Below are 22,454 nucleotides of genomic sequence, written 5' to 3' on the forward strand. Positions count from 1 at the left end.
GGCTAAGGATAAGATCATGGAAGTGAACAACACGACCGCTGGCGGCGCGACCGGCACCGGCGGCAGCGCCAACAGGGCCACCCTGAACCAGACCTTCGACAGCTTCCTCAGCCTGCTGACGACGCAGTTGAAGTACCAGGATCCGATCTCGCCCATGGACACGAACGAGTTCACCTCGCAGCTCGTCCAGTTCAGTCAGGTCGAGCAGTCGATCCAGCAAAACGAGAACCTAGAGACGCTGATCGCCCTCCAGGGCGCGAATCAGATCGCCTTCGCCTCCTCGCTGTCCGGCAAGGATATCGAGGTCGCCGGCAACGCGATGAGACTGGGCGAGACCGGCGACATCGCCTACCGCTACTCACTGCCGGTCGCGAGCGCGACGACCCAGATCAACATCATGAACGAGGACGGCACGATCGTCTTCTCCACCGAAGGCAGGACCGCCGCCGGCGACTACGACTTCAACTGGGACGGCATGACGGCCGACGGCGAACGCGCGCCCGAGGGCACCTATCGCATCCAGGTCGTCGCCAAGGACGCCGCCGGCGAAGCCATCGACACCACCACCTCCATCGTCGCCAACGTGAAGGGGGTGGAGCTTTCCGGCGGGGAGATCGCGCTGGATGTCGGGGGCTTCACCGTCTCCCTGGGCAATGTGATGGCGATCCGCGAGCCCACCGAAGAAACGGACGCCCCGGCGGCCTGACCTCAACCATTCCTGGCCGCCTTCAAACCGGCCCCCATGCAGCACCTTTAAGGGTGAAGGAGCAGTAAGATGAGCATTTACGGCGCGATGTTCTCCGGCGTGTCGGGGCTGTTCGCCCAGAGCCAGGCCCTGGGCATGATCTCCGACAACATCTCCAACGTGAACACGATCGGCTACAAGGGAACGCAGGCGCGGTTTTCGACCTTCGTCACGCGCAGCGCATCGCCCAGCCACTATTCGCCGGGCGGCGTCCGCTCCACGCCCTTCCAGACGATCGACAAGCAGGGGCTGTTGCAATCCGCCGAGGGTCCGACCAGCATCGCCGTGTCCGGCAACGGCTTCTTCGTGGTCAACAACGCCATCAATCCCGGCATCGGCGACAATTACGGCTTCACCCGCGCCGGCGGCTTCCAGCCGGACGATGAGGGCAACCTCCGCAACACGGCCGGATACTACCTCCAGGGCTGGCGGCTGAGCCCCGACGGCTCTCTTGCGCCGGGGGTGAACCCCAACGTGCTGAACGAGCTTGAGACCATCAACATCTCCAACCTGACGGGCAGCGTCCAGCCGACGACGGAGATCAACCTCCAGGCCAACCTGCCGGCTGATTCGGAGCTGATTTCCCCCGCCCCGTCGACGACGATGACCCTGAACGGCAACCTGACCTACAACGCCGCGGGCGGCGGGGCCGCGACCCAGACCGTCCAGGTCTTCGCCAATGACGGCACGCCCTACCAGGTCACGCTGAGCTTCGTTCAGACCAACCCGGCGGCGGCTGGAACGATCACCTGGGACCAGGTGAACGTCACCAGCGTCGAATCGCCGACGGGAGCCGAGGTCGGCGCCGCACTGCCGATCAATCTGGGCACCCTGACCTTCGACGAAACCTCGGGGGCCGTCACCGGCGGCACCGCGACGACGCTCAACCTGTCGGCGCTGACCGGTGGCGCGGTTGCCGGATCGCCGGTGGCCATCGACAGCACCGCCACGACCTCCGGATCGGGGGCGCAGAACATCTCAGCCGTCGCCAACGGGTCCGCGAATCTGGCTGCGTCCAATTTGGACGATACCTATCCGGCGACGGTGCAGATCTTCGACAGTCTGGGGGTCGGGTACAATCTGACCGTCCGCTGGGTGAAGACGGGCGCGACGACCGGCGCCGGGGCCACCGCGACCTGGAGCGCCTATGTCCAGGACCTGACCCGCGTCTCCGACGGCCAGCAGGTCGCCGGCGCGCCCAGCGATCCGGACGATCCGTCGACCTGGGGCGCGCCGATCGGCTCCGTCACCTTCGACAATACCGGCAAGCCCGTCTCCACCAGCAGCCAGCCGACAGCGACCGCCGGCACGCCGCTGAGCCTTGGGCTCGACATGTCGGTCTACACACTGGCGAACGGAGCCACCTGGGGCGACGGATCGACGACGCTCGATTTCGGACTGGGCCTTTCCGGAGACGCCGCCGGGCTGACGCAGTTCTCCACCGACTATCTGGTCGACCGGATCGATCAGGACGGCGTCCAGTTCGGCGCTTTCCAGGGCGTGCAGATCGACGAGCAGGGCTTCGTCACGGCGATCTTCGACAATGGCCGGTCGCTGAAGGTCTTCAAGGTGCCGCTGGCGACCTTCCCCAACCCCAACGGGCTGGAGAGCCGGACCGGCAACACCTTCATCGAGACCGACCGGTCGGGTGCCTATTTCCTGCGCGACGCCAATACCGGGGGCGCGGGGCAGATCATCTCCGGCGCGCTTGAATCCTCCACGGTCGACCTGGCGACGGAATTCACGAACATGATCGTGACCCAGCGGGCCTATTCGGCCAGCGCCAAGATCATCACCACGGCCGACGAGATGCTGGACGAGCTGGTCCGCATCAAAAGGTAAGGCCTGACCGGCGGGCCGGGGCGGCGTAAGCGTCCCGGTCCGGCACGGCTTTGTTTTTGTTGGTCATTCCGGACTTGATCCGGAATCCATGGGCCATCGCCGCTTCATCGGCGGCGAAGGCCCGGGGCGACTTCGCCCGCCATCGATGCCGCATGGATGCTGGATCAAGTCCAGCATGACGTTGTTTTGTTTGGTCATTCCGAACTTGATACGGAAATCCATAAGCCGCGGCCTGCCCGGCGTTTACCCGGGGTTAACCACAAGCTTTAGCCCTTTTTTAAACGGCCGCCACTAGCGTGTGGCGATGCCTGACAGTCGGACAAAGAGCCGGGAAATACCCATGAGTCTCCCCCCGAACGGCCGGCCGCACACCGTGATCGGTCCGGGCGGACGGGCTTTGACGTTGCAGGACCTGCCGCCGCCGGAAACCAAGCGGTGGGTCAGCCGCCGCAAGGCGGAAGTGGTCGCGGCCGTGCGTCACGGGCTGTTGAGCCTGGAGGATGCCTGCCGCCGCTACAACCTCTCCGTCGAGGAATTCCTGTCCTGGCAGCGGCTGATCGAAAGCCATGGGATTCCGGGGCTGCGGGCGACCCGGCTGCAGAATTACCGCGCGACGCGGACGGAGATGGGCGACTGATCGCCCCCTTCCCTAATCGATATGACGATGGGATGAATTTGCCTAGCGGTAGGCAAAATTTGCCTGCCCATTAACGATCTCTTCACGGGCCCGGAGACAAAGTCCGCACGAACGTCGGACCATCTCCAACGGTGCTGGGCTTCCCCCCGTGAATGCTTTTCTGAACACTCTCCGCAGTCTGGGTCCCCTACGGCTTGCCGCGATGGGCGGGGTGGCGATTGGCCTTATCGGCTTCTTCGTCTTCCTGATGGCGCGCCTGTCCACGCCCCAGATGGACCTGCTCTATGGCGACCTCAGCCTTACCGACAGCGGCGCCATGGTGCAGCGGCTGGATGAGATGGCGATTCCCTACCAGGTGGACGGCGACGGCGCACGCATCCTGGTTCCCATCGACCAGGTCGACCGGGTGCGGGTGCTGCTGGCTGAGGAAGGGCTGCCGCGCGGCGGCTCCATCGGCAGCGTCGGCAACGAGATCTGGGACCAGACCGACGGGTTCGGCACCACCAACTTCATGCAGAACATCAATCGCCTGCGCGCCATGGAAGGCGAGCTGGCGCGGACGATCAGCACCATCGCCGGCGTCCAGTCCGCCCGCGTCCATCTGGTGCTGCCGGAGCGGGAGCTGTTCTCCCGCGACCGGCAGGAGCCGAGCGCGAGCGTCGTGCTGCAACTGGACCGCGCCGGCCTCTCCAACGAACAGGTGATGGCGATCCGGCATCTGGTGGCGACGGCCGTGCCGCGCCTGCAACCGACCAGCATTTCAATCGTCGACGATCAGGGCACGCTGCTGGCCAGCGGGACCGATGGCGATGAAGGCAGCCTTCAGCTTGCCGACAATCTGGAGATCCGCCGCGACTATGAGCGGCGGCTGGTCGAGCAGATCGAGCAGCTTCTGGGCCAGTCTGTCGGCGTCGGCAAGGTCGAGGCGCGGGTCAGCGCGCAGATGGATTTCGACCGGGTGACGACCAGCGAGGAGCGGTACGACCCGGACAGCCAGGTCGCGCGATCCGTCCAGTTCATCGAGGATACGAGCGAGAGCACCACCGGCGGCGGTCCGGATCCGGTCACGGTGGCGACGAACCTGCCGGAAGCCGACGTGCCCGGCCTGTTCGACGGCGGCGGCATGGCCGGCCCCAGCGAGACGAACAGCCGCACCGAGGAGACGACCAACTTCGAGATCAGTCGCGTCGTACAGAACACGGTGCGCGAGACCCCGGTCGTGACCCGCCTCTCGATCGCGGTGATGATCGATGGCGTCTACACGACCGGCGCCGAAGGGCAGACCGTCTACCAGCCCCGCGACATGGAGGAGATGGAGAAGCTGGCCGCCCTGGCGCGGTCCGCGGTTGGGTTCGACGCCGCGCGCGGCGACACGATCGAGGTCGTGAACATGCGCTTCGCGTCGACCGAAACCGACCTGGCCGCGCCGCTGCCGGACAACACCATCTTCGGCGTCCCGCGCGACGATCTGTTCCGCATGGCCGAGATGCTGGTGCTGGCGATCGTGGCGGTGCTGGTCATCCTGCTGGTGATCCGCCCCCTGCTGGCGCGGGTGCTGGAAGGCAGCCGGAACACCCCCGTCGGCGACGCGCTGGATGGTTTCCTGCCCGATCCGACGGGCGGCATGCAGCGGGCGGCGCTGGCCGGACCCGGCATGTCAAGCATTCCCGGCATGAGCAACACCGACCTGGCCGCGCTGCCTTCCGGCGGCGGCCAGGAGGAAAGCGAGCTGGACGCCCTGATCGACATCGGCCAGGTCGAAGGCCGGGTCCGCGCCTCCTCCCTGCGGAAGGTGGGCGAGATCGTGGAGAAGCACCCGGAGGAGGCCGTCGCCATCATCCGGAACTGGATGTACCAGGAAAGCTGAGCGCGCCGCCGCTCCGCTCAGAAAATTTCTTGAACGCATAGGAAAACACGATGGCGGCCATCCGCGTACGCGACGACTTCCGCAGCATGAGCGGGCCCGAGAAGGCGGCGGTCCTGATGCTGGCCCTGGGCGAGGAGCACGCCGCGCGCCTGTTCGTCTTCATGGATGAGGACGAGATCAAGGAACTCAGCCAGACGATGGCGAACCTCGGCACGATCAGCGCGACCCTGGTCGAGCGGCTGTGCGTGGAGTTCGCCGAGCAGATCTCCTCCACCGGCTCGCTGGTCGGCACGTTCGAATCGACCGAAAGGCTGCTCCTGAAGGTGATGGACCGCGAGAAGGTCGACACCATCATGGAGGAGATCCGCGGCCCCGCCGGTCGGACGATGTGGGAGAAGCTGGCCAATGTGAACGAGAACGTCCTGGCCAACTACCTGAAGAACGAATACCCGCAGACCGTCGCCGTGGTGCTGTCGAAGATCAAGGCCGACCATGCGGCCCAGGTGCTGGGGCTGCTGCCGGAGAGCTTCGCCATGGAGGTTATCATGCGCATGCTGCGCATGGAGGCGGTCCAGAAGGACGTGCTGGACGATGTGGAGCGGACGCTGCGGACGGAGTTCATGTCGAACCTGGCCCGGACCAACCGCCGCGACGCCCACGAGATGATGGCGGAGATCTTCAACAATCTGGACCGCCAGACCGAGAACAAGTTCCTGACCGCCCTGGAGGAACGCAACCGCGACGCCGCGGAGCGGATCAAGGCGCTGATGTTCACCTTCGAGGATCTGGGCCGGCTGGACCCGACCGCGATCCAGACCGTGCTGCGCGCGGTGGAGAAGGACAAGCTGGCGATCGCGCTGAAGGGCGCGTCGGAGACGCTGCGCGACCTCTTCTTCTCCAACATGTCGGAACGCGCCGGGAAGCTGATGCGCGAGGAGATGAGCGCGATGGGCCCGGTCCGCCTGAAGGACGTGGACGAATCGCAGATGTACATGGTGCAGGTCGCCAAGGACCTGGCCGGCCGCGGCGAGATCATCATCGCCGAGGGCAAGGGCGACGACGAGCTGGTGTACTAGCCGATGGCAAAGTCCCAACGCTTCCTGTTCGACACCTCCTTCGACCTCGACGCCCCCGACCTGGAGGACGAGGCGACGGAGGAGGCGGTCGAGACGCCGGAGCCTGAGCCGCCGCCGACCTTCACGGAGGAAGAGATGGCGGCCGCTCGCGCCGACGCGCGGGCCGAAGGCGAAGCGGCCGGGCGCGCGGAAGCGATGGCTTCGGTCGAGCGGCAGGCGGCGGACGCGCTGACCGCGATCGGCGACCGCGCGGCGGCCTTACTGGACGCCCAACGCGGCCAGGATGCGGAACTGGCCGAGCAGGCCATGGAAGCGGCGATGGCGATGGTCCGGAAGCTGTTCCCGGACCTGGCGCAGCGCAAGGGGATGGCGGAGATCGAAGCCGTGATCGGCGCATGCCTGGGCGACCTGATGGAGGAGCCGAGGATCGTCATTCGGGTCGCCGATCCGATGCTGGACATGGTCAAGGCCCGGATCGGGGAGATCACCGGCAGACTGGGCTTCGACGGCGCGGTGGTCCTGCTGGCGGAGCCGAGCCTGGGACCGTCGGACGTCAAGGTCGAATGGGCCGACGGCGGCGCGGAGCGGATTTCGGAGAAGCTGTGGGCGGAGATGGAGGCGGCGGCCGCCCGCCTGCGTTCCGCCAAACCCAAACCCGTCGCCGGGGACGCGCCGAAAGGCGACGGCAGGCCCGGCAAACTGACACTCGCAAGCTAGGAGAGGCCCTATGGCCAATAGCGACAATCTCGATCTCGACGATCTGGACACCAAGATGAACGGCAACGGCCCCGATCTGGGAGATGGCGAGGACATGCCCGTCGTCACCAAGGACCTGGAGGCGATCTACGACATCCCGGTCCAGATCTCCGCGGTGCTGGGCAAGACCACCATGCAGGTCAACCAGCTTCTGAAGCTGGGCCGCGGCGCGGTGGTGGAACTGGACCGCAAGGTCGGCGAGGCCATCGACATCTATGTGAACAACCGTCTGGTCGCGCGCGGCGAGGTCGTGGTGGTCGAGGACCGCCTGGGCGTGACCATGACCGAGATCATCAAATCCGACCGTTCCTGAATTTGAGGTCGGCGGGCGTCAGCGTCCGCTTCGTGGAGAGAGGTTAGCACCATGCGTCTACTCATCGTCGGCACCCTTGAGGGCCACATCACCACGGCCGGCAAGATCGCCCACCAGCGGGGGGCGAAGGTCGCGCATATCGAGACGGTGGAAGGCGCGCTGAAGACCCTGCGCAACGGCCAGGGCGCCGACCTTGTGATGGTCGACGTCAAGCTGGACGTGCTGGATCTCTGCGACCGGTTGAAGGCCGAACGCATCCATGTGCCCGTGGTCGCCTGCGGCATCGGCACCGACGCCGGCGCGGCGGTTCGCGCCATCCGGTCGGGCGCGAAGGAGTATATCCCCCTTCCCCCGGACGCGGAGCTGATCGCCGCCGTGCTGGAGGCGGTGGCGGAGGAAAGCCATTCGATCGTCAGCCGCGACCCGGCGATGAGCCGGGTGCTGAAGCTGGCCGACCAGGTGTCGCCCAGCGACGCCAGCGTGCTGATCACCGGCGAAAGCGGCACCGGCAAGGAGCTGATGGCCCGCTACATCCACCGCAAGAGCCGGCGGGCGAACGCCAATTTCATCTCCGTCAACTGCGCGGCGATCCCGGAGAACCTGCTGGAGAGCGAGCTGTTCGGCCATGAGAAGGGCGCCTTCACCGGCGCCGTGGCCCGCCGCGTCGGCAAGTTCGAGGAAGCCAATGGCGGCACCCTGCTGCTGGACGAGATCAGCGAGATGCATCCGCGCCTCCAGGCCAAGCTGCTGCGCGCGGTCCAGGAGCGGGAGATCGACCGGGTCGGCGGCACGCAGCCGATCAAGGTGGACATCCGCCTGCTGGCGACCTCCAACCGCGATCTGGAGGAGGAGGTCCGCTCCGGCAATTTCCGCGAGGACCTCTATTTCCGCCTCAACGTCATGAACATCCGCCTGCCGAGCCTGCGGGAGCGGCCGGCGGACATCCCGCTGCTGGCCGAGCATTTCGTCCAGAAATACGCCGAAGTGAACGGTCTGGGCCGCAAGGCGCTGAGCGACGACGCCTCCGCGATGCTGGCCGCCCACCATTGGCGCGGCAATGTGCGGGAACTGGAGAACACGATGCACCGCGCGGTGCTGCTGTCGCCCGACGCGGCGGTGGAGCCGGACGCCATCATGCTGTCCGGCCAGGGCCTGGCGCCGGCCGCCCAGCCGGGCGCCGCGCCCTCCCCCGCCAATACGGCGATGGAGCGCGCCTCCAACCTGGTCGGCCGCACGGTGGCGGAGGTAGAGCGCGACCTGATCATGGAGACGCTGAACCACACGCTGGGCAACCGCACCCATGCGGCGAACATCCTGGGCATCTCCATCCGCACGCTGCGCAACAAGCTGAAGCAGTACGGCGAGGAAGGCGTGTCGATCCCGATGCCGGGCGAGCCGGAGCGGGCGCGGGCGCTGGGCTGAATGAACAGAGGCCTCTCGCCACGCCTCAAGGGCGCGGGTGACATGGAGCGTTCGACGTGACCGATCAAAGCGGAGCGATAGAGAGCAGTTCTCCTGGCGGCGGCGGCAGGCTGTCGCTGGCCGCGCTGGGCGGCGGCATCGCCAAGCGCGGCGACATCGCGCTGGCGCTGGGCGTCGTCGCGATCCTGGTCGTGCTCATCCTGCCGATGCCGGCATGGCTGCTGGATATCAGCCTGGCGCTGTCGATCACCCTTTCCGTCCTCATCCTGATGACGGTGCTGTTCATCGACAAGCCGCTGGAATTCTCCTCCTTCCCGACGATCCTCCTGATCGCGACGATGCTGAGGCTGGCGCTGAACCTGGCGTCGACGAGGTTGATTCTCGCCAATGGGCATGAGGGGCACGACGCCGCCGGCAAGGTGATCGAAGCCTTCGGCAACTTCGTCATGGGCGGCAACTTCGTCATCGGGATCATCGTGTTCGCGATCCTGGTGATCGTGAACTTCGTCGTCATCACCAAGGGTTCCGGCCGCATCGCCGAGGTGAGCGCGCGGTTCAGCCTTGACGCCATGCCGGGCAAGCAGATGGCGATCGACGCCGACCTGTCCGCCGGGCTGATAAACGAGGAGCAGGCCCGCTCCCGCCGCAAGGAGCTGGAGGACGAGAGCACCTTCTACGGCGCCATGGACGGCGCCGCGAAGTTCGTGCGCGGCGACGCCATCGCCGGCCTGCTGATCACCTTCATCAACGTCATCGGCGGCATCATCATCGGCACGGTCCAGATGGGCCTGTCGTTCGGCGAGGCGGCGAACGTCTACACGCTGCTGACGGTGGGCGACGGGCTGGTCAGCCAGATCCCGGCGCTGATCGTTTCCGTCGGCGCGGGCATACTGGTCACCAAGGCCGGCGTCGCCGGGTCCGCCGACAAGGCGGTGTTCGGCCAGTTGAGCGGCTATCCCAAGGCGCTGGGACTGTCGGCGATCCTGATGGCCTGCCTGGGCCTGCTGCCGGGCATCCCGATGATCCCGTTCCTGGGCATGGCCGCGCTGGCCGGCGGCGCGGCGTGGAAACTGTCCCGGAGGAAGATCGATGAAGCGGCGGAGCGGGAGGTCCAGACGCAGAAGGAGGCGAACGCCGCCCCGGTGGCGGAGGAGCCTATCTCATCCGCCCTGCAGATCGACCAGATCCGGCTGGAGCTGGGCTATGGCCTGCTGGCGCTGATCAACAACGCCAGCGGCGCGCGCCTGACCGACCAGATCAAGGGGCTGCGCCGGCAGTTGGCCGCCGACATGGGCTTCGTCCTGCCGTCGGTCCGCATCCAGGACAACCTCCAGCTTCCGGCCAACACCTATGTCATCCGGGTAAAGGAGATCGAGAGCGCGCGCGGCGACGTGCGGCCCGGCATGCTGCTGGTGATGGACCCGCGCGGCGACGCCATCTCCATGGCCGGCGAGGCGACGACGGAGCCCACCTTCGGCCTTCCGGCCATGTGGATCGACCCGAAGAACAAGGAAGAGGCGATGTTCCGCGGCTATACCGTCGTGGACGCCCAGACCGTCATCACCACCCATCTGACGGAGACGATCAAGGACCAGATGCCCGAGCTTCTGTCCTATGCCGAGACGCAGAAGCTTCTGGACGAGCTGGACAAGGATCATCAGAAACTGGTCGCGGACGTCGTGCCCAACCAGATCACCATCGGCGGCCTTCAGCGGGTTCTCCAGAACCTGCTGACCGAGCGGGTGTCGATCCGCGACCTGCCGACGATCCTGGAGGGGGTGGCGGAGGCATGCAGCTACACCCGCAACGTCAACGCGATCACCGAGCATGTGCGCAGCCGGCTGGCCCGCCAGTTGAGCAACGCCGGGACCAACGATTCCGGCTTCATCCCGCTGGTCACCCTGTCGCCGAACTGGGAGCAGGCGTTCGCCGAAGCGGTGGTCGGCGACGGCGAGGACCGGCAACTCGCGATGGCGCCGACCAAGCTTCAGGAATTCATCAACGCTGTCCGCCAGACCTTCGAGCGCCACGCGATGATGGGCGAGAACCCGGTCCTGCTGACCAGCCCCGGCATCCGCGCCTATGTCCGGTCGATCGTGGAGCGGTTCCGGCCGGCGACCACGGTCATGTCGCAGAACGAAATCCACCCGAAGGCGCGCATCAAGACCTTGGGCCAGATATGAAGAGCCGCGGACATGAGGAGTCATTGATCGGTGCGTCTCAAATCCTTCACCGCGCCCACCGTGGCTGAGGCGATGGCCCAGATCCGCGAGACGCTGGGCGACGCCGCGATCATCGTGGCGACCAACGACGACAGGGATGGCGGCGTCCGCGTGACGGCGGCGATCGACGAGGAGACGGTGCGCAAGCCCCCTCCCCGTCCAGCACGCACCGACGCGCCCGACCCGGCCGACGGGCTGGACGCCATCTACCGCGCAATGCGGTCCCACGGCGTGCCCGCCATCATCGGGGAGGCGCTGCTGGACCGGATCGCCGGGTTCGACACGCGCGACCCCGGCCGCGCCCTTTCGGCAGGGCTGCGGGATATGTTCGGCTTTTCTTCCCTCGCCAACCGTGAGGATGGCCGGCCGATCGTCATGGTCGGCCCGCCGGGCGTGGGCAAGACGCAGACGACGGCGAAGCTGGCGGCCCGCGCGCTAATGGCTGGCCAGTCGGTGTCGCTGATCACCACAGATACGGACCGGACAGGCGGCGGCGCTTCGCTGGCCGCCTTCGCCGAAGCGATGAAGCTGCCGCTGGCTCGGGCGGACACGCCGACGGAACTGCGATCCGCCCTCGCCGAGACGAAGGCGGCCGACCTGGTCGTGATCGACACGGCCGGCCGCAACCATCTCCAGGCGGCGGATATGGTTGCGCTCGGCCGATTCCTCGTGCTGGGCGGGATGGAGCCGGTGCTGGCGCTGCCGGCGGGGCTGGATCCGGTGGAGGCCGGCGACATCGCGAAGGCGTTCGCCGATCTGGGCGCGCGGCGGCTGGTCGCCACGCGCGTTGACATGGCGCGCCGGCTGGGCAGCCTGCTGGCCGCAGCCCACGCGGCCAATCTCGCCTTCGCGGAATATGGCGACACCCCGCGCATCAAGGACGGAATTGTCCCCTTCGATCCTCCGGCGCTCGCCCGACTGCTGCTGACCGACCGTCACGACAACGCCGACGCCCGGCAACCGCGTTCCCGGCAGGCGCATCAAGGAGCGCGCAGCGCATGACCACTCCCGCCATGTCACAGCCGCTTTCGGCAGCCGTCACGCCCCTTCCCGTCACGCCCCGCCGGATGGAAGGCATGATCGCCGTCGCCTCCGGCAAGGGCGGCGTCGGCAAGACCTGGTTCGCGGTGACGCTGGCCCAGGCGCTGGCCCAAGGGCTGACCGGGAAGAAGCAGAAGGTGCTGCTGTTCGACGGTGACCTCGGCCTCGCCAATGTCGACATACAGCTCGGCCTCATGCCGGAAGCGGATCTGGCCAGCGTGCTGGAGGGCGATTCCAGCCTGCGCGGCGCGGTCAGCCGCTTCGCGTCCGGCGGCTTCGACATCCTGGCCGGCCGGTCGGGATCGGGCAGCCTTGCAGGACTGACGCTGGACCGGCTGAACGCGCTGCGCGCGGAACTGGCCGAGTTGGCGGGCGGCTACGGAAGGGTGGTGGTCGACCTCGGCGCGGGGATCGACCGCGCGACCCGTCAACTGGCGCTCCAGGCCGGGACGGTGCTGATCGTGACGACGGAGGAGCCGACGGCGCTGACCGACGCCTATGCCTTCATCAAGCTGCTGCATGGCGCGCGGCCGGATGTCGACGTGCGGGTCGTGGTCAATCTGGCGCGGACCCTGAGGGACGGGGAGCGGACCTACGACACGCTGGCGCGCGCCTGCCAGAACTTCCTCCAGACCACCCCGCCGCTGCTGGGCGTCATCCGGCAGGACCGGCATGTGCGGGACGCGATCCGCGCCCAGGCCCCGCTGCTGGTCCGGTCGCCGCACAGCGATGCCGCCCGCGACGTGGAGGCGATCGCGGCGCGTCTGCTCTCCGCCCCTGCCAGCCCTCCCGGGAGCCGATGAGCGGCGCGCCGAGCGGCCCCGCCGCCACGCCCCCGCCATCGACGGGGACGGGGGCGGGAACGACCGCTTCCGGGGGCGTCCCGACGGCGGTGAAGGGCGAACTGATCGACCTTCCCGACCTGCTGCTGACGCGCCTGACCCGCCTGCTGGTGGTCACCGGAACCGTGACCGGCAGCAGGCCCGACGGCGCGACGACCGTGCGCACCGCGCTGGGCGTCCTGACGCTGAAGATTCCGACGCCGCTGCCTATCGACCGGCCGGTCACGATCCAGATACCCTCCCTGCCGACCCCGCCGCCGGGGGGAGGCAAGGCCGTGCTGCCGGCGATCGCGATCCTGTCGGCCGCGCCTGCCGGAACTCCTCCAGGAGCGCCGCCGGCCCAACCGGCGATAACGACAACGCCCGCTCCAGGCGCACCTCCGCCAACGCCGGTGCCGTCAGCCCTCACCACCGTCACATCGCCGGTGGCAACCGAGCGGAAACCACCGCCGCAGCCAGCCGCCCAGATCGGACCGCAGACTTCCGCGCCAGCCCGCCCTGGCGCGCCGCCCTCGATCCCTCTGACGCTGATCGCGTCGTCCGGCGATCCGCCCGCCGGGCAGCAGGCCATGGCCGTCGCCGCGCCGAAGTCGGGAATGCCTCCCGCGCCCGCCCCGGCCACGCTCGGCGCGGCCGTCGCAGCCTTATCGAAAGCCTTCGCCGGCGCGACGCCCGCACAGGCGACGGCCGCACAACCGCTCGGCCGCCTCGCCCCATTCGACCTGCCGACGGAGTCCGGCGCGTCGGCGCGGGCCTTCCCGGCGCTGCGGGAGACGCTGGCGACGCTGATCCAGGGCGACCCCGCGCTGGCCCGTCAGGCCGCCCAGGCGCTGCCCCAACCGACGCAACAGTTGGGGACTGGCCTTCTCTTCCTGTTCGCCGCGGCGCGCGGCGGCGATCTTCGCCCCTGGCTGGGAGATCGCGCGGCCAGGGTGCTGGACGCCGCCGCCAAGACCGATCTGCCGGCCCGCGCGCTGGCGGAGATGACCCCCGGCGGCCGCACGATCGTCGATCCCGACGGCGCGGAATGGCGGCCTTTCACGCTGCCCGTCATGACCGGCGGCGACATCGCCCCGATCCACCTGCTGCTGCCACACATCGGCCGCGATGAGGCGGAGGAAGAAGGCGAGGCCGCCGGCGGACGGGGCCGGCGCTTCATGATTGAGGTCGAACTAAGCCGGCTGGGCCCGCTGCAACTGGACGGCAGGCTGGCGGGCAAGCGCCTCGACCTGGCGCTGCGCAGCCGCCTGAAGCTGGATGAGTCCGCGCGGGGACAGTTGACGACCGCCTTCGCGGAGGCCTGCGAACGCGTCGGGCTGGCCGGCTTGCTGACCTTCCAGGCGGGGTTCAAGGGCTGGCTGGCGTTGCGGGCGGCATAGGGAACCAAACCACCCCTCACCCTCCCGCTTCGCGGGTCCCTCCCTCTCCCCGGAGGGGCGAGGGTGAATTGGTAGCCCTCGCCCCTCCGGGGAGAGGGTTGGGTGAGGGGGTGTTGGTTGGCGAATTATTCCCCCGCCTCGGCGGCCTGGCGGCGGCGGAAGCCGTTGAGGGCGATTTCGTCGAAGGCGGCGGTTTCGCGGCGGCGGTGGCGCAGCAGGGCGCGGCGGTCGCGGTCTTCCTGCGCCAGTTCGTACTTCTTGAGTTCCTGGAACGCCTCGGCGATCTGGTCCCTCGCGGCGGCGATCTGGGCCTCCACCTGGGAGACGGACTGGACCAGCCTTTCCCTGCGTCCGCGCGCGGCATTCAGCCAGACGGCGAAGCCCGCCACCGGATCGGCGGCGGCGGCGACCGAGGCCTTCTCGCGCTCGATCTCCGCATCCAACCGTTCGATCTCCCCGTTCAGCCGGTCGGCCAGGGTCTGAAGCTCCGCGAGCGCGCGCCGCTTCTCGTCAAGCTGCCAGCGATTGAGCCGGATCAGGCCTTTCAGATCCTTCATGCCGCGTCGGCCGCGGCGGGATCGGGACGGCCGAGGATGGCGGCGAGGCGCGCATAGCCTTCGACCAGATTCGTGCAATCATCCTTCCGCTGGTCGAGGAACTTCTCGATCTCCGGATAATAGCGGATGGATTCGTCCACCACCGGGTCACTGCCCTTCCGGTAGGCGCCCAGGCGGATCATCTCCGCCATGTCCTCATAGGTGGAAAGCAGCCGCCGGGCGGCGCGGACCAGATCGTTCTCCGGCTCCGTATTGCAGCCGGGCAGCGTCCGCGACACCGAACGCAGCACGTTGATCGCCGGATAGCGCCCGCGCTCGGCGATCTGCCGCTCCAGCACGATATGGCCGTCGACGATGCCGCGCACCGCGTCAGCGATCGGTTCGTTATGGTCGTCGCCCTCCACCAGCACGGTGAAGAGGCCGGTGATCGCGCCCTCCCCGTCCTCGTTCGCGACGCCGGGGCCCGCGCGCTCCAGAAGGCGCGGCAGTTCGCCGAAGACGGTCGGCGGATAGCCCTTGCTGGTCGGCGGCTCCCCCGCCGACAGGCCGATCTCCCGCTGGGCCATGGCGAAGCGGGTGATCGAATCCATCATGCAAAGGACATGGTTGCCCTTGTCGCGGAACCTTTCGGCCACGGCCATGGTGGTGTAGGCGGCCTGCCGGCGCATCAGCGGCGGTTCGTCGGAGGTGGCGACGATGACGACCGACCGTTCCAGCCCTTCCGGGCCCAGATCGTCCTCGATGAATTCCTGGACCTCACGGCCGCGTTCGCCGATCAGGCCGATGACGTTGACATCGGTTTCGGTGTAGCGCGCCAGCATCGACATCAACACCGACTTGCCGACGCCCGATCCGGCGAAGATGCCCATGCGCTGCCCCCGGCAGCAGGAGACGAAGGTGTTCAGCGCCCGCACGCCCAGATCGATCTTGGCGCCGACCCGTCCGCGCGTATGGGCGGCGGGCGGGGTGCCCCTGAGCGGCATCGCGGCCTTGCCGGCGCGTAGCGGCCCCTTGCCGTCGATCGGTTCGCCCAGCGCGTTGATGACCCGGCCGAGCCAGGCGTCGCTGGGATGGATCACCGGCTGCGCCGCCGCGACCTCCGCCCTGCAGCCGAGGCCAACGCCCTCCAGGCTGCCCAGCGGCATCAGGAGCGCCCTTCCCTGCCGGAAACCGACAACCTCGCACGGCACCCGGCGGCCGCCACGGGCCACGACGATGGCGCGACCGCCGATCGAGAGGTGACGGTCGACGCCGCCGACCTCCACCAGCAGGCCCAGCACGGCCGTCACCCTGCCAAACAGCGTGTAGGTGGGCAGCGCGTCCACGGCGTCGATCAGATGAGCGAGGGGCGAGGGCAATTCCGGTCCCGACCAGCAAAGGATCGGGCGCCGGATGGACGCCCGCTGGAAATTCTGACGCGGATAGTGTGGGCCTTACGGTTAAAAAGCCGTAAAGTGTCCCCCTAAAGGCGTAGGCTTTTTCATCTTCCGTTAACCCTTTGCGGTTAACCATTATTAAGATGGATGGCCCGGCGCCGATTGATTAGGGGACGGTGGACATGCGTGTCTTGCTGGTTGAGGACGACAGCGCGACCTCCAAAAGCATCGAGCTGATGCTTCAAAGCGAGGGCTTCGTGATCGATACGACCGATCTGGGCGAGGACGGCCTGGAGATCGGCAAGCTCTACGATTACGACATTATCATCCTGGACCTGATGCTGCCCGACATGGACGGCTATGAGGTCCTGCGCCGGCTGCGCGCCGCGCGGGTGGAGACGCCGATCCTGATCCTGTCGGGCCTGACGGAGCTGGATAACAAGATCAAGGGTCTGGGCTTCGGCGCGGACGATTATCTGACCAAGCCGTTCGACAAGCGCGAACTGATCGCCCGCATCCATGCGATCGTCCGCCGGTCCAAGGGCCATTCAGACAGCGTCATCCGGACCGGCCGCCTGACGGTCAACCTGGACACCCGCACGGTGGAGGTCGACAGCCAGCCGCTGCACCTGACCGGCAAGGAATACGGCATCCTGGAGCTGCTGTCGCTGCGCAAGGGCACGACCCTGACCAAGGAGATGTTCCTGAACCATCTCTATGGCGGCATGGACGAGCCGGAACTGAAGATCATCGACGTGTTCGTCTGCAAGCTGCGCAAGAAGCTGGGCAACGCCACCGACGGCGCGAACTATATCGAGACCGTCTGGGGCCGCGGCTACGTGCTGCGCGACCCGCAGGGCGAAGGCGCCGTGATCGAGGACGAACCCGCCCGGAAGCGCGCGGCGGGCTGACCCGGCTGGGGTTGCGGCCTCTCCTCAAAGCGCGACATCCCGCCCCTCTTCCTCATGGTGAGCCTGTCGAACCATGCGGGCACCGACCCTTCGACAGGCTCAGGGTGAGGGCGATTTTCCTAACGTTCCTCAGAAATCCTCGAAGGAATCCACCAGGGCGCGGTCGTAGCCGCGGGAGGCGGTGAGGAGTTGGCGGGTGTAGGGGTGTTCGGGCGCGGCGCGGCGTAGCTGGTCGGCCGTCGTCTCCTCCACGATGCGGCCACGGCTCATCACAGCAATCCGGTCGCACATCCAGGCGACCACCGACAGATTGTGGGTGACCAGGATGTAGGTCAGCCCCCGCTCGCTCCGCAGCCGGGCGAGAAGGTTCAGGATCTCCGCCTGGACAGACACGTCGAGCGCGCTGGTCGGCTCATCCAGCAACAACACCTTGGGTTCCAGCACCAGAGCGCGGGCGATCGCGACGCGCTGGCGCTGCCCGCCTGAGAGCTGGTGGGGGTAGCGGAACCGGAAGCGCGGGCCGAGCCCGACCACCTCCAGAGCCTCCTCGATCCGCCGGCCGATCTCCTTGAAGCCGTGGATCGCCAGCGGTTCCCGCAGGATGGAATCGACCGTATGGCGGGGGTGGAGGGAGCCGTAAGGGTCCTGGAACACCATCTGGCAGCGTTTGAAGAAATCCTTCCCCCGCCGCTGGGATTGCTTCCGGCCGTCGATCTCCACCGTCCCGCGCCAGTCATGGTTGAGGCCGGCCAGCGCCCGCAGCACCGTCGACTTGCCGGATCCGGATTCGCCGACGATGCCGAAGCTTTCCCCTTCGGCGACGGCGAAGCTGACATCCTTCACGGCGTGGACCCTGTCCTCGCCGTGGCCAAAGGAGACATCGAGGCCGCGCACCGAGATCATCGCATTCATGTCGTCTGGCATGGCGTCAGGCCCCTTCCAGCCAGGCGGGATCGCGGGCGAGCGTCGGCAGCGTCTTCCGCTCATCGTCGATCGTCGGCGCGCTGGCCAACAGGCCGCGCGTGTAGGGATGGCTGGCGTTGTGGAGTTCCGCCGCCTTACAGGTCTCCACGATCCGGCCGGCATACATGATGACGATCCGGTCGCAAAAGCTGGCGACGAGATTGAGGTCGTGGCTGATGAAGATCAGCCCCATGCCGCGTTCGGAGACCAGGTCGTCGATGATCGCCAGGACCTGCATCTGCACCGTGACGTCGAGCGCGGATGTCGGCTCGTCCGCGATCAGCAGGTCGGGGTCCGGGATCAGCATCATTGCGATCATGATCCGCTGCCCCATCCCGCCCGAGACCTCATGCGGGTAGAGCCTGTAGACCCGTTCCGGATCGCGGATGCGCACGGCGGCCAGCATCTCCAGCGTGCGCGTGCGTGCCTCTGCCATCGTCGCGCCGGTATGGATGCGGTAGGCTTCCGCCACCTGCCGGCCGACAGTCATCACCGGGTTGAGGGAGAATTTCGGGTCCTGCATGACCATCGAAATCCGCTCCCCCCTCACCTTCCGCATCTCCTTCTCCGACAGGGTCTGGAGATCAACGCCGTCGAAGCCGATGCGGGTGGCCTTCACCTCCCCCGGCGGCTGGACGAGACGCAGGATGGCGCGGCCGGTCATCGACTTTCCTGACCCGGATTCGCCGACGATACCCACCTTCTCCCGCCCGACATCGAACGAGATGCCGCGCACGGCGTCGACGGGGCCGGAATGGGTATGGAACCTCACATGGAGGTCGCGGATGCTGAGCAGCGATTCGGTCATGAGCGGTGCTTCGGGTCGAGAACGTCGCGCAGGCCGTCGCCCAGCAGGTTGAAGCCCAGGCTGACGACGAAGATCGCGATGCCGGGCATGGTCGCCACCCACCAATGGTCGAGGATGTATTTGCGGCCGGAGGAGATCATCGCTCCCCATTCGGGCATCGGCGGCTGCGCGCCGAGGCCGAGGAAGCCGAGGCCGGCGGCGATCAGGATCACGCCGGCCATGTCGAGCGTCACCCGGACGATGAGGGAGGACATGCAGAGCGGCATGACATGCCGCAGGATGACCCGCGTCCGCGACGCGCCCTGAAGTCTGACGGCCGCTATGAAGTCGCTGCCCCTGATGGTGATCGTCTCCGCCCTGGCGATGCGGGCGTAGGGCGGCCAGGAGGTGATCGCGATCGCCAGGATGGCGTTTTCGATCCCCGGCCCCAGCGCCGCGACGAAGGCCAGCGCCAGGATCAGCTTCGGGAAGGCCAGGAAGATGTCGGTGATGCGCATCAGCACCGCATCGACCCAGCCGCCGAGATAGCCTGAGACCGTGCCCATGATGAGACCGATCGGCGCGGCAGTCACGGTCACCAGCACGATGACATAGAGGGTGATCCGCGAGCCGTGGATGATGCGCGAGAGGATGTCGCGCCCGAATTCGTCCGTGCCCAGCCAATGGTCGGGGCCCGGCGGCATCAGCCTCTGGGTCAAATCCTGCGCATAGGGCGAGTACGGCGCCAGCAGTGGCGCCAGCGCCGCCACCACGATCAGGAAGAGGATGATGCCGAGCCCCAGCAAGGCCAGCCTGTTGCGGACGAAGCCCAGCCAGCCGACATAGAACCGGCCGAGCCGCGCCTGGGCCGCGGAGTGCGGTGCGTCGGTCAGCAGCCATTCCTTGAGACGGCCGCGATCTTCGTTTCCGTTTGCCACGGTCGTCATCGCGCCCTCGGATCCAGGAAGCGGTAGAGCAGGTCGGACAGCATGTTGAGCGCGATGAAGACGCTGCCGACGACGATCGTGCCGCCCAGCACCGCGTTCATGTCCGCCTTCAGGAGCGAATTGGTGATGTACTGGCCGAGCCCCGGCCACGCGAACACCGTCTCAGTCAGCACCGAGCCTTCCAGCAGGGTGGCGTAGCTGAGCGCGACGACGGTGATGAGCTGGACGCGGATGTTGCCGAAGGCGTGCCGCCAGATCACCCGCTTTTCCGCCGCGCCCTTGACCCGCGCGGTGGTCACATATTCCTGGCGCAACTGTTCCAGCATGAAGGAGCGCGTCATCCGGCTGATATAGGCGAGGCTGAAATAGCCCAAGAGCGAGGCCGGCAGGATGATGTGGCTGAACGCGTTCATGAAGATGTCGAGATCGCCGGCGATCAGGCTGTCGACCAGGATCATGCCGGTCACGTCAGGGATCATGCCGATATAGAAGATGTCCAGCCGTCCCGGTCCCGCCACCCAGCCAAGCTGGGCATAGAAGAGGAGGAGACCGACCAGCCCCAGCCAGAAGATCGGCACGGAGTAGCCGACCAGGCCCATCACGCGAACGATCTGGTCCTGCCAGCCGCCCTGACGCACCGCGGCCATGACGCCCATCGGAATGCCCAGCACGACGCCGATGATCGTGCCCAACGTCGCCAGTTCCAGCGTCGCCGGGAAGACCCGGAGGATGTCGTCCAGCACGGGGCTGGCGGTCAGGACGGATTCGCCGAAATCGCCCTGGAGGACGTTGGTCAGGTAAATCCAGAACTGCTCATAGAGCGGTTTGTCGAGGCCGAGCGCGATCCGCGCCTGCTCATAGGTCTCAGCCGAGGCCCGATCGCCGACGACCGCCAGCACGGGGTCGATCGGGACCACCCTCCCGATCAGGAAGGTGACGACCAGCAGGCCGAGGAAGGTAAGGGCGACCGACGCCAAGACGCCGGCCGCCCCCCTGACATGGCGGGGGAGAAGGCCTCTGAAGACCAGCCCCTCTCCCGCCGAACGTTGACGAAATACCGACACTTAGTTTTTCGTCGCCTGCCAGTAATAGTTGCTGTCGAAGCTGGGACCCCAGATCAGGCCCTGCACGTCCTCGCTCCGGGCGATCTGCGCGATCTCCTGGAACATGATGACGAAGGGGCTGACCTCCTGGTGGTCCCGCTGGATGTCCTCATACATCTCCGCACGCGTGGCGGCGTCCCGCTCCAGCACGGCAGCCTCCACCCGCTGGGAGAATTCAGGGATGTCCCATGCGTTCCGCCAGGCGAGAGGCTTGGCAGCCGCATCGTCCGAATTGTCCACGTTGTACGCGAAGGTGCTGGCGTTGGTGTGCGGGTCCTGATAGTCGGGGCCCCACTTGCCGATATAGATGTCGTGGTTGCGCGCCCGGTAGCGGGTCAGCGTCTGGCCGCCGTCGCCGGGGATGATCTCCACGTTCACGCCGGCCTGGGCGAAGGTGCTCTGAATCGCCTGGGCCATGTCGGTGGTCGGCGAGGAATTGCGAACATCCATGGTGATGTCGAAGCCGTCCGGATATCCGGCCTCCGCCAGCAGTTCCTGCGCCCGCTCCACATTCAGCGAGAAAGGCGTGTCCTCGATCGCGCCGAGGAAACCTTCCGGCAGGAAGGATTGGTGGACCTTGAACTGCCCGGCGAGGATGGTGCTTTCCAGGGTCGCGTAATCGACCAGGTATTTCAGCGCCTGCCGCACCTCGACATGCTGGAACGGCTCCCGCTTCACGTTGAGGCCGAGATACCAGATCGCGCCCAGCGGCACGACATCGATGGCGATGCCCTCGGCATCCTCCAGAGCCTGCACCTGATCGGCCAGCAGATCGCGGGCGACGTCGATGTCACCCTGCTCCAGCATCAGCCGCTGGGTCGCCGCCTCGGCGACATGGCGGACGAAGACGCGGTCGAGGCCGGGTTCGCCGCGCCAGTAATCCTCATAGGCGGTGTAGGACAGCGCCTCGCTGGGGCTCCATTGCTGGAGCATGAAGGGGCCGGAGCCGGCGGAATGGGTCGTCAGCCATTCATGCCCCATGTCGCCATCGACCTCATGCTCCTGAACGAGCTGGGAATCGACGACCGCGCCGACGCCGGAGGTCAGGCAGTAGAGCACGAAGGTCGGCGCATAGGCCTGGTCGGTCCGCAGGATGACGGTGCTGTCGTCCGGGGCCGTGATCATCTCATCCACATTTTCCGCCGTCAGGCCGAACTGGGCGAGAATGAAGGCCGGGGTGAGGTTCAGTTTGATCACGCGGCGCAGCGAATAGGCCACGTCCTGGGCGGTCAGCGGGTTGCCCGAATGGAAGGTGATGCCGTCGCGGATGGTGAAGGTGAAGGACTTGCCGTCGTCCGACACCTCCCAGCTTTCCGCGATCATCGGCTGAATGTCGCTGACGTCGTTGACGTCGTATGTGACCAGCCGGTCATAGACCTGGGCCGCGTATTCCGCGCCCGAGAACTCGAAGATCTCAGCCGGATCGAGCGTGATGATGTCGTCGATCTGCGCCGCCATCACCAGCGTGTCGTCCGGCGTGTCGGCGTTGGCCGCCGGCGCCAGCGGCAGCATCAGCGCGATCGCTACGGTTGCGAGAAACATCCGTCTCATAGAAGCACTCCCCGATTTTGGTTATTGGACCGTCGCCCGGACCCCTTCCGAAGGGGACGCATAGTCGAAGCAGCCGGGGAATGCTGTCAAGCATACCATTGTAATGGAACGGCAACA

Annotated in this window: 20 protein-coding genes; 13 read left to right on the forward strand and 7 right to left on the reverse strand. The window is 67.1% G+C overall.

The annotated features are described in order from the left end of the window. The first annotated feature begins 16 nt into the window (after positions 1 to 16). The 12 genes from AAFN89_RS11585 (at position 17) to AAFN89_RS11640 (ending at position 14,142) form a co-directional block, all read left to right on the forward strand. Positions 17 to 706, forward strand: a complete 690-nt coding sequence (locus AAFN89_RS11585) for a flagellar hook capping FlgD N-terminal domain-containing protein (protein ID WP_347539209.1) — start codon at positions 17 to 19, stop codon at positions 704 to 706. A 69-nt stretch (positions 707 to 775) separates the two neighbouring features. Beyond that, entirely contained in the window at positions 776 to 2,587 is a 1,812-nt protein-coding gene (locus AAFN89_RS11590; RefSeq protein ID WP_347539210.1) for a flagellar hook-basal body complex protein, read from the forward strand. Between the two features lie 340 nt (positions 2,588 to 2,927). Then, positions 2,928 to 3,224, forward strand: coding sequence for a DUF1153 domain-containing protein (locus AAFN89_RS11595; RefSeq protein ID WP_347539211.1), 297 nt, complete (start codon positions 2,928 to 2,930; stop codon positions 3,222 to 3,224). Positions 3,225 to 3,426: 202 nt separating this feature from the next. After that, positions 3,427 to 5,091: a flagellar basal-body MS-ring/collar protein FliF gene (gene fliF / locus AAFN89_RS11600; protein WP_347539212.1), complete on the forward strand. Its 1,665-nt coding sequence runs from the start codon at positions 3,427 to 3,429 to the stop codon at positions 5,089 to 5,091. Positions 5,092 to 5,141: 50 nt separating this feature from the next. Continuing rightward, the gene (fliG, locus tag AAFN89_RS11605) at positions 5,142 to 6,167 is read left to right on the forward strand and encodes a flagellar motor switch protein FliG (RefSeq protein WP_347539213.1); all 1,026 of its coding nucleotides are present in this window, start codon (positions 5,142 to 5,144) and stop codon (positions 6,165 to 6,167) included. 3 nt (positions 6,168 to 6,170) lie between these two features. Next, a complete protein-coding gene (locus AAFN89_RS11610; protein ID WP_347539214.1) occupies positions 6,171 to 6,884 on the forward strand; it encodes a FliH/SctL family protein in 714 nt (237 codons plus the stop codon). 55 nt (positions 6,885 to 6,939) lie between these two features. Next, positions 6,940 to 7,236 (forward strand): flagellar motor switch protein FliN, encoded by a 297-nt coding sequence (gene fliN, locus AAFN89_RS11615; protein ID WP_347539303.1) that lies wholly within the window; start codon positions 6,940 to 6,942, stop codon positions 7,234 to 7,236. Between the two features lie 51 nt (positions 7,237 to 7,287). Then, positions 7,288 to 8,658: a sigma-54 dependent transcriptional regulator gene (locus tag AAFN89_RS11620; RefSeq protein WP_347539215.1), complete on the forward strand. Its 1,371-nt coding sequence runs from the start codon at positions 7,288 to 7,290 to the stop codon at positions 8,656 to 8,658. A 110-nt stretch (positions 8,659 to 8,768) separates the two neighbouring features. Next, entirely contained in the window at positions 8,769 to 10,841 is a 2,073-nt protein-coding gene (gene flhA, locus AAFN89_RS11625) for a flagellar biosynthesis protein FlhA (RefSeq protein ID WP_347539304.1), read from the forward strand. Positions 10,842 to 10,871: 30 nt separating this feature from the next. Continuing rightward, positions 10,872 to 11,882, forward strand: a complete 1,011-nt coding sequence (locus AAFN89_RS11630; protein ID WP_347539216.1) for a GTPase — start codon at positions 10,872 to 10,874, stop codon at positions 11,880 to 11,882. A 65-nt stretch (positions 11,883 to 11,947) separates the two neighbouring features. After that, positions 11,948 to 12,724 (forward strand): MinD/ParA family protein, encoded by a 777-nt coding sequence (locus tag AAFN89_RS11635; protein ID WP_347539305.1) that lies wholly within the window; start codon positions 11,948 to 11,950, stop codon positions 12,722 to 12,724. Next, a complete protein-coding gene (locus tag AAFN89_RS11640; protein WP_347539217.1) occupies positions 12,721 to 14,142 on the forward strand; it encodes a hypothetical protein in 1,422 nt (473 codons plus the stop codon). The genes AAFN89_RS11635 and AAFN89_RS11640 overlap by 4 nt, the downstream gene beginning before the upstream one ends. Before the next feature lie 125 nt (positions 14,143 to 14,267). Here the strand turns inward: AAFN89_RS11640 and AAFN89_RS11645 are convergent, their stop codons facing one another. Then, a complete protein-coding gene (locus tag AAFN89_RS11645; RefSeq protein ID WP_347539218.1) occupies positions 14,268 to 14,699 on the reverse strand; it encodes a flagellar export protein FliJ in 432 nt (143 codons plus the stop codon). Then, positions 14,696 to 16,057, reverse strand: coding sequence for a flagellar protein export ATPase FliI (gene fliI, locus AAFN89_RS11650; protein ID WP_347539219.1), 1,362 nt, complete (start codon positions 16,055 to 16,057; stop codon positions 14,696 to 14,698). Before fliI ends, AAFN89_RS11645 begins: the two co-directional genes overlap by 4 nt. A 200-nt stretch (positions 16,058 to 16,257) precedes the next feature. On the opposite strand from fliI, the gene AAFN89_RS11655 reads away from it, so the two are divergent. Then, the gene (locus AAFN89_RS11655; RefSeq protein ID WP_347539220.1) at positions 16,258 to 16,986 is read left to right on the forward strand and encodes a response regulator transcription factor; all 729 of its coding nucleotides are present in this window, start codon (positions 16,258 to 16,260) and stop codon (positions 16,984 to 16,986) included. Between the two features lie 129 nt (positions 16,987 to 17,115). On the opposite strand, the gene AAFN89_RS11660 is transcribed toward AAFN89_RS11655, so the two are convergent. The 5 genes from AAFN89_RS11660 to AAFN89_RS11680 all read right to left on the reverse strand — a co-directional run bounded on the left by AAFN89_RS11660 (position 17,116) and on the right by AAFN89_RS11680 (position 22,337). After that, the gene (locus AAFN89_RS11660) at positions 17,116 to 17,910 is read right to left on the reverse strand and encodes an ABC transporter ATP-binding protein (protein ID WP_347539221.1); all 795 of its coding nucleotides are present in this window, start codon (positions 17,908 to 17,910) and stop codon (positions 17,116 to 17,118) included. Between the two features lie 4 nt (positions 17,911 to 17,914). Then, positions 17,915 to 18,757, reverse strand: coding sequence for an ABC transporter ATP-binding protein (locus tag AAFN89_RS11665; protein WP_347539222.1), 843 nt, complete (start codon positions 18,755 to 18,757; stop codon positions 17,915 to 17,917). After that, positions 18,754 to 19,683 (reverse strand): nickel transporter permease, encoded by a 930-nt coding sequence (gene nikC, locus AAFN89_RS11670; protein WP_347539223.1) that lies wholly within the window; start codon positions 19,681 to 19,683, stop codon positions 18,754 to 18,756. The genes AAFN89_RS11665 and nikC overlap by 4 nt, the downstream gene beginning before the upstream one ends. Beyond that, entirely contained in the window at positions 19,680 to 20,660 is a 981-nt protein-coding gene (locus tag AAFN89_RS11675; protein WP_347539306.1) for an ABC transporter permease, read from the reverse strand. Before AAFN89_RS11675 ends, nikC begins: the two co-directional genes overlap by 4 nt. Before the next feature lie 87 nt (positions 20,661 to 20,747). Continuing rightward, positions 20,748 to 22,337, reverse strand: coding sequence for an ABC transporter substrate-binding protein (locus tag AAFN89_RS11680; protein ID WP_347539224.1), 1,590 nt, complete (start codon positions 22,335 to 22,337; stop codon positions 20,748 to 20,750). Positions 22,338 to 22,454: the final 117 nt, after the last annotated feature.

The sequence above is a fragment of the Inquilinus sp. CAU 1745 genome, from assembly GCF_039839375.1.
GTDB lineage: Bacteria > Pseudomonadota > Alphaproteobacteria > DSM-16000 > Inquilinaceae > JBDOQU01.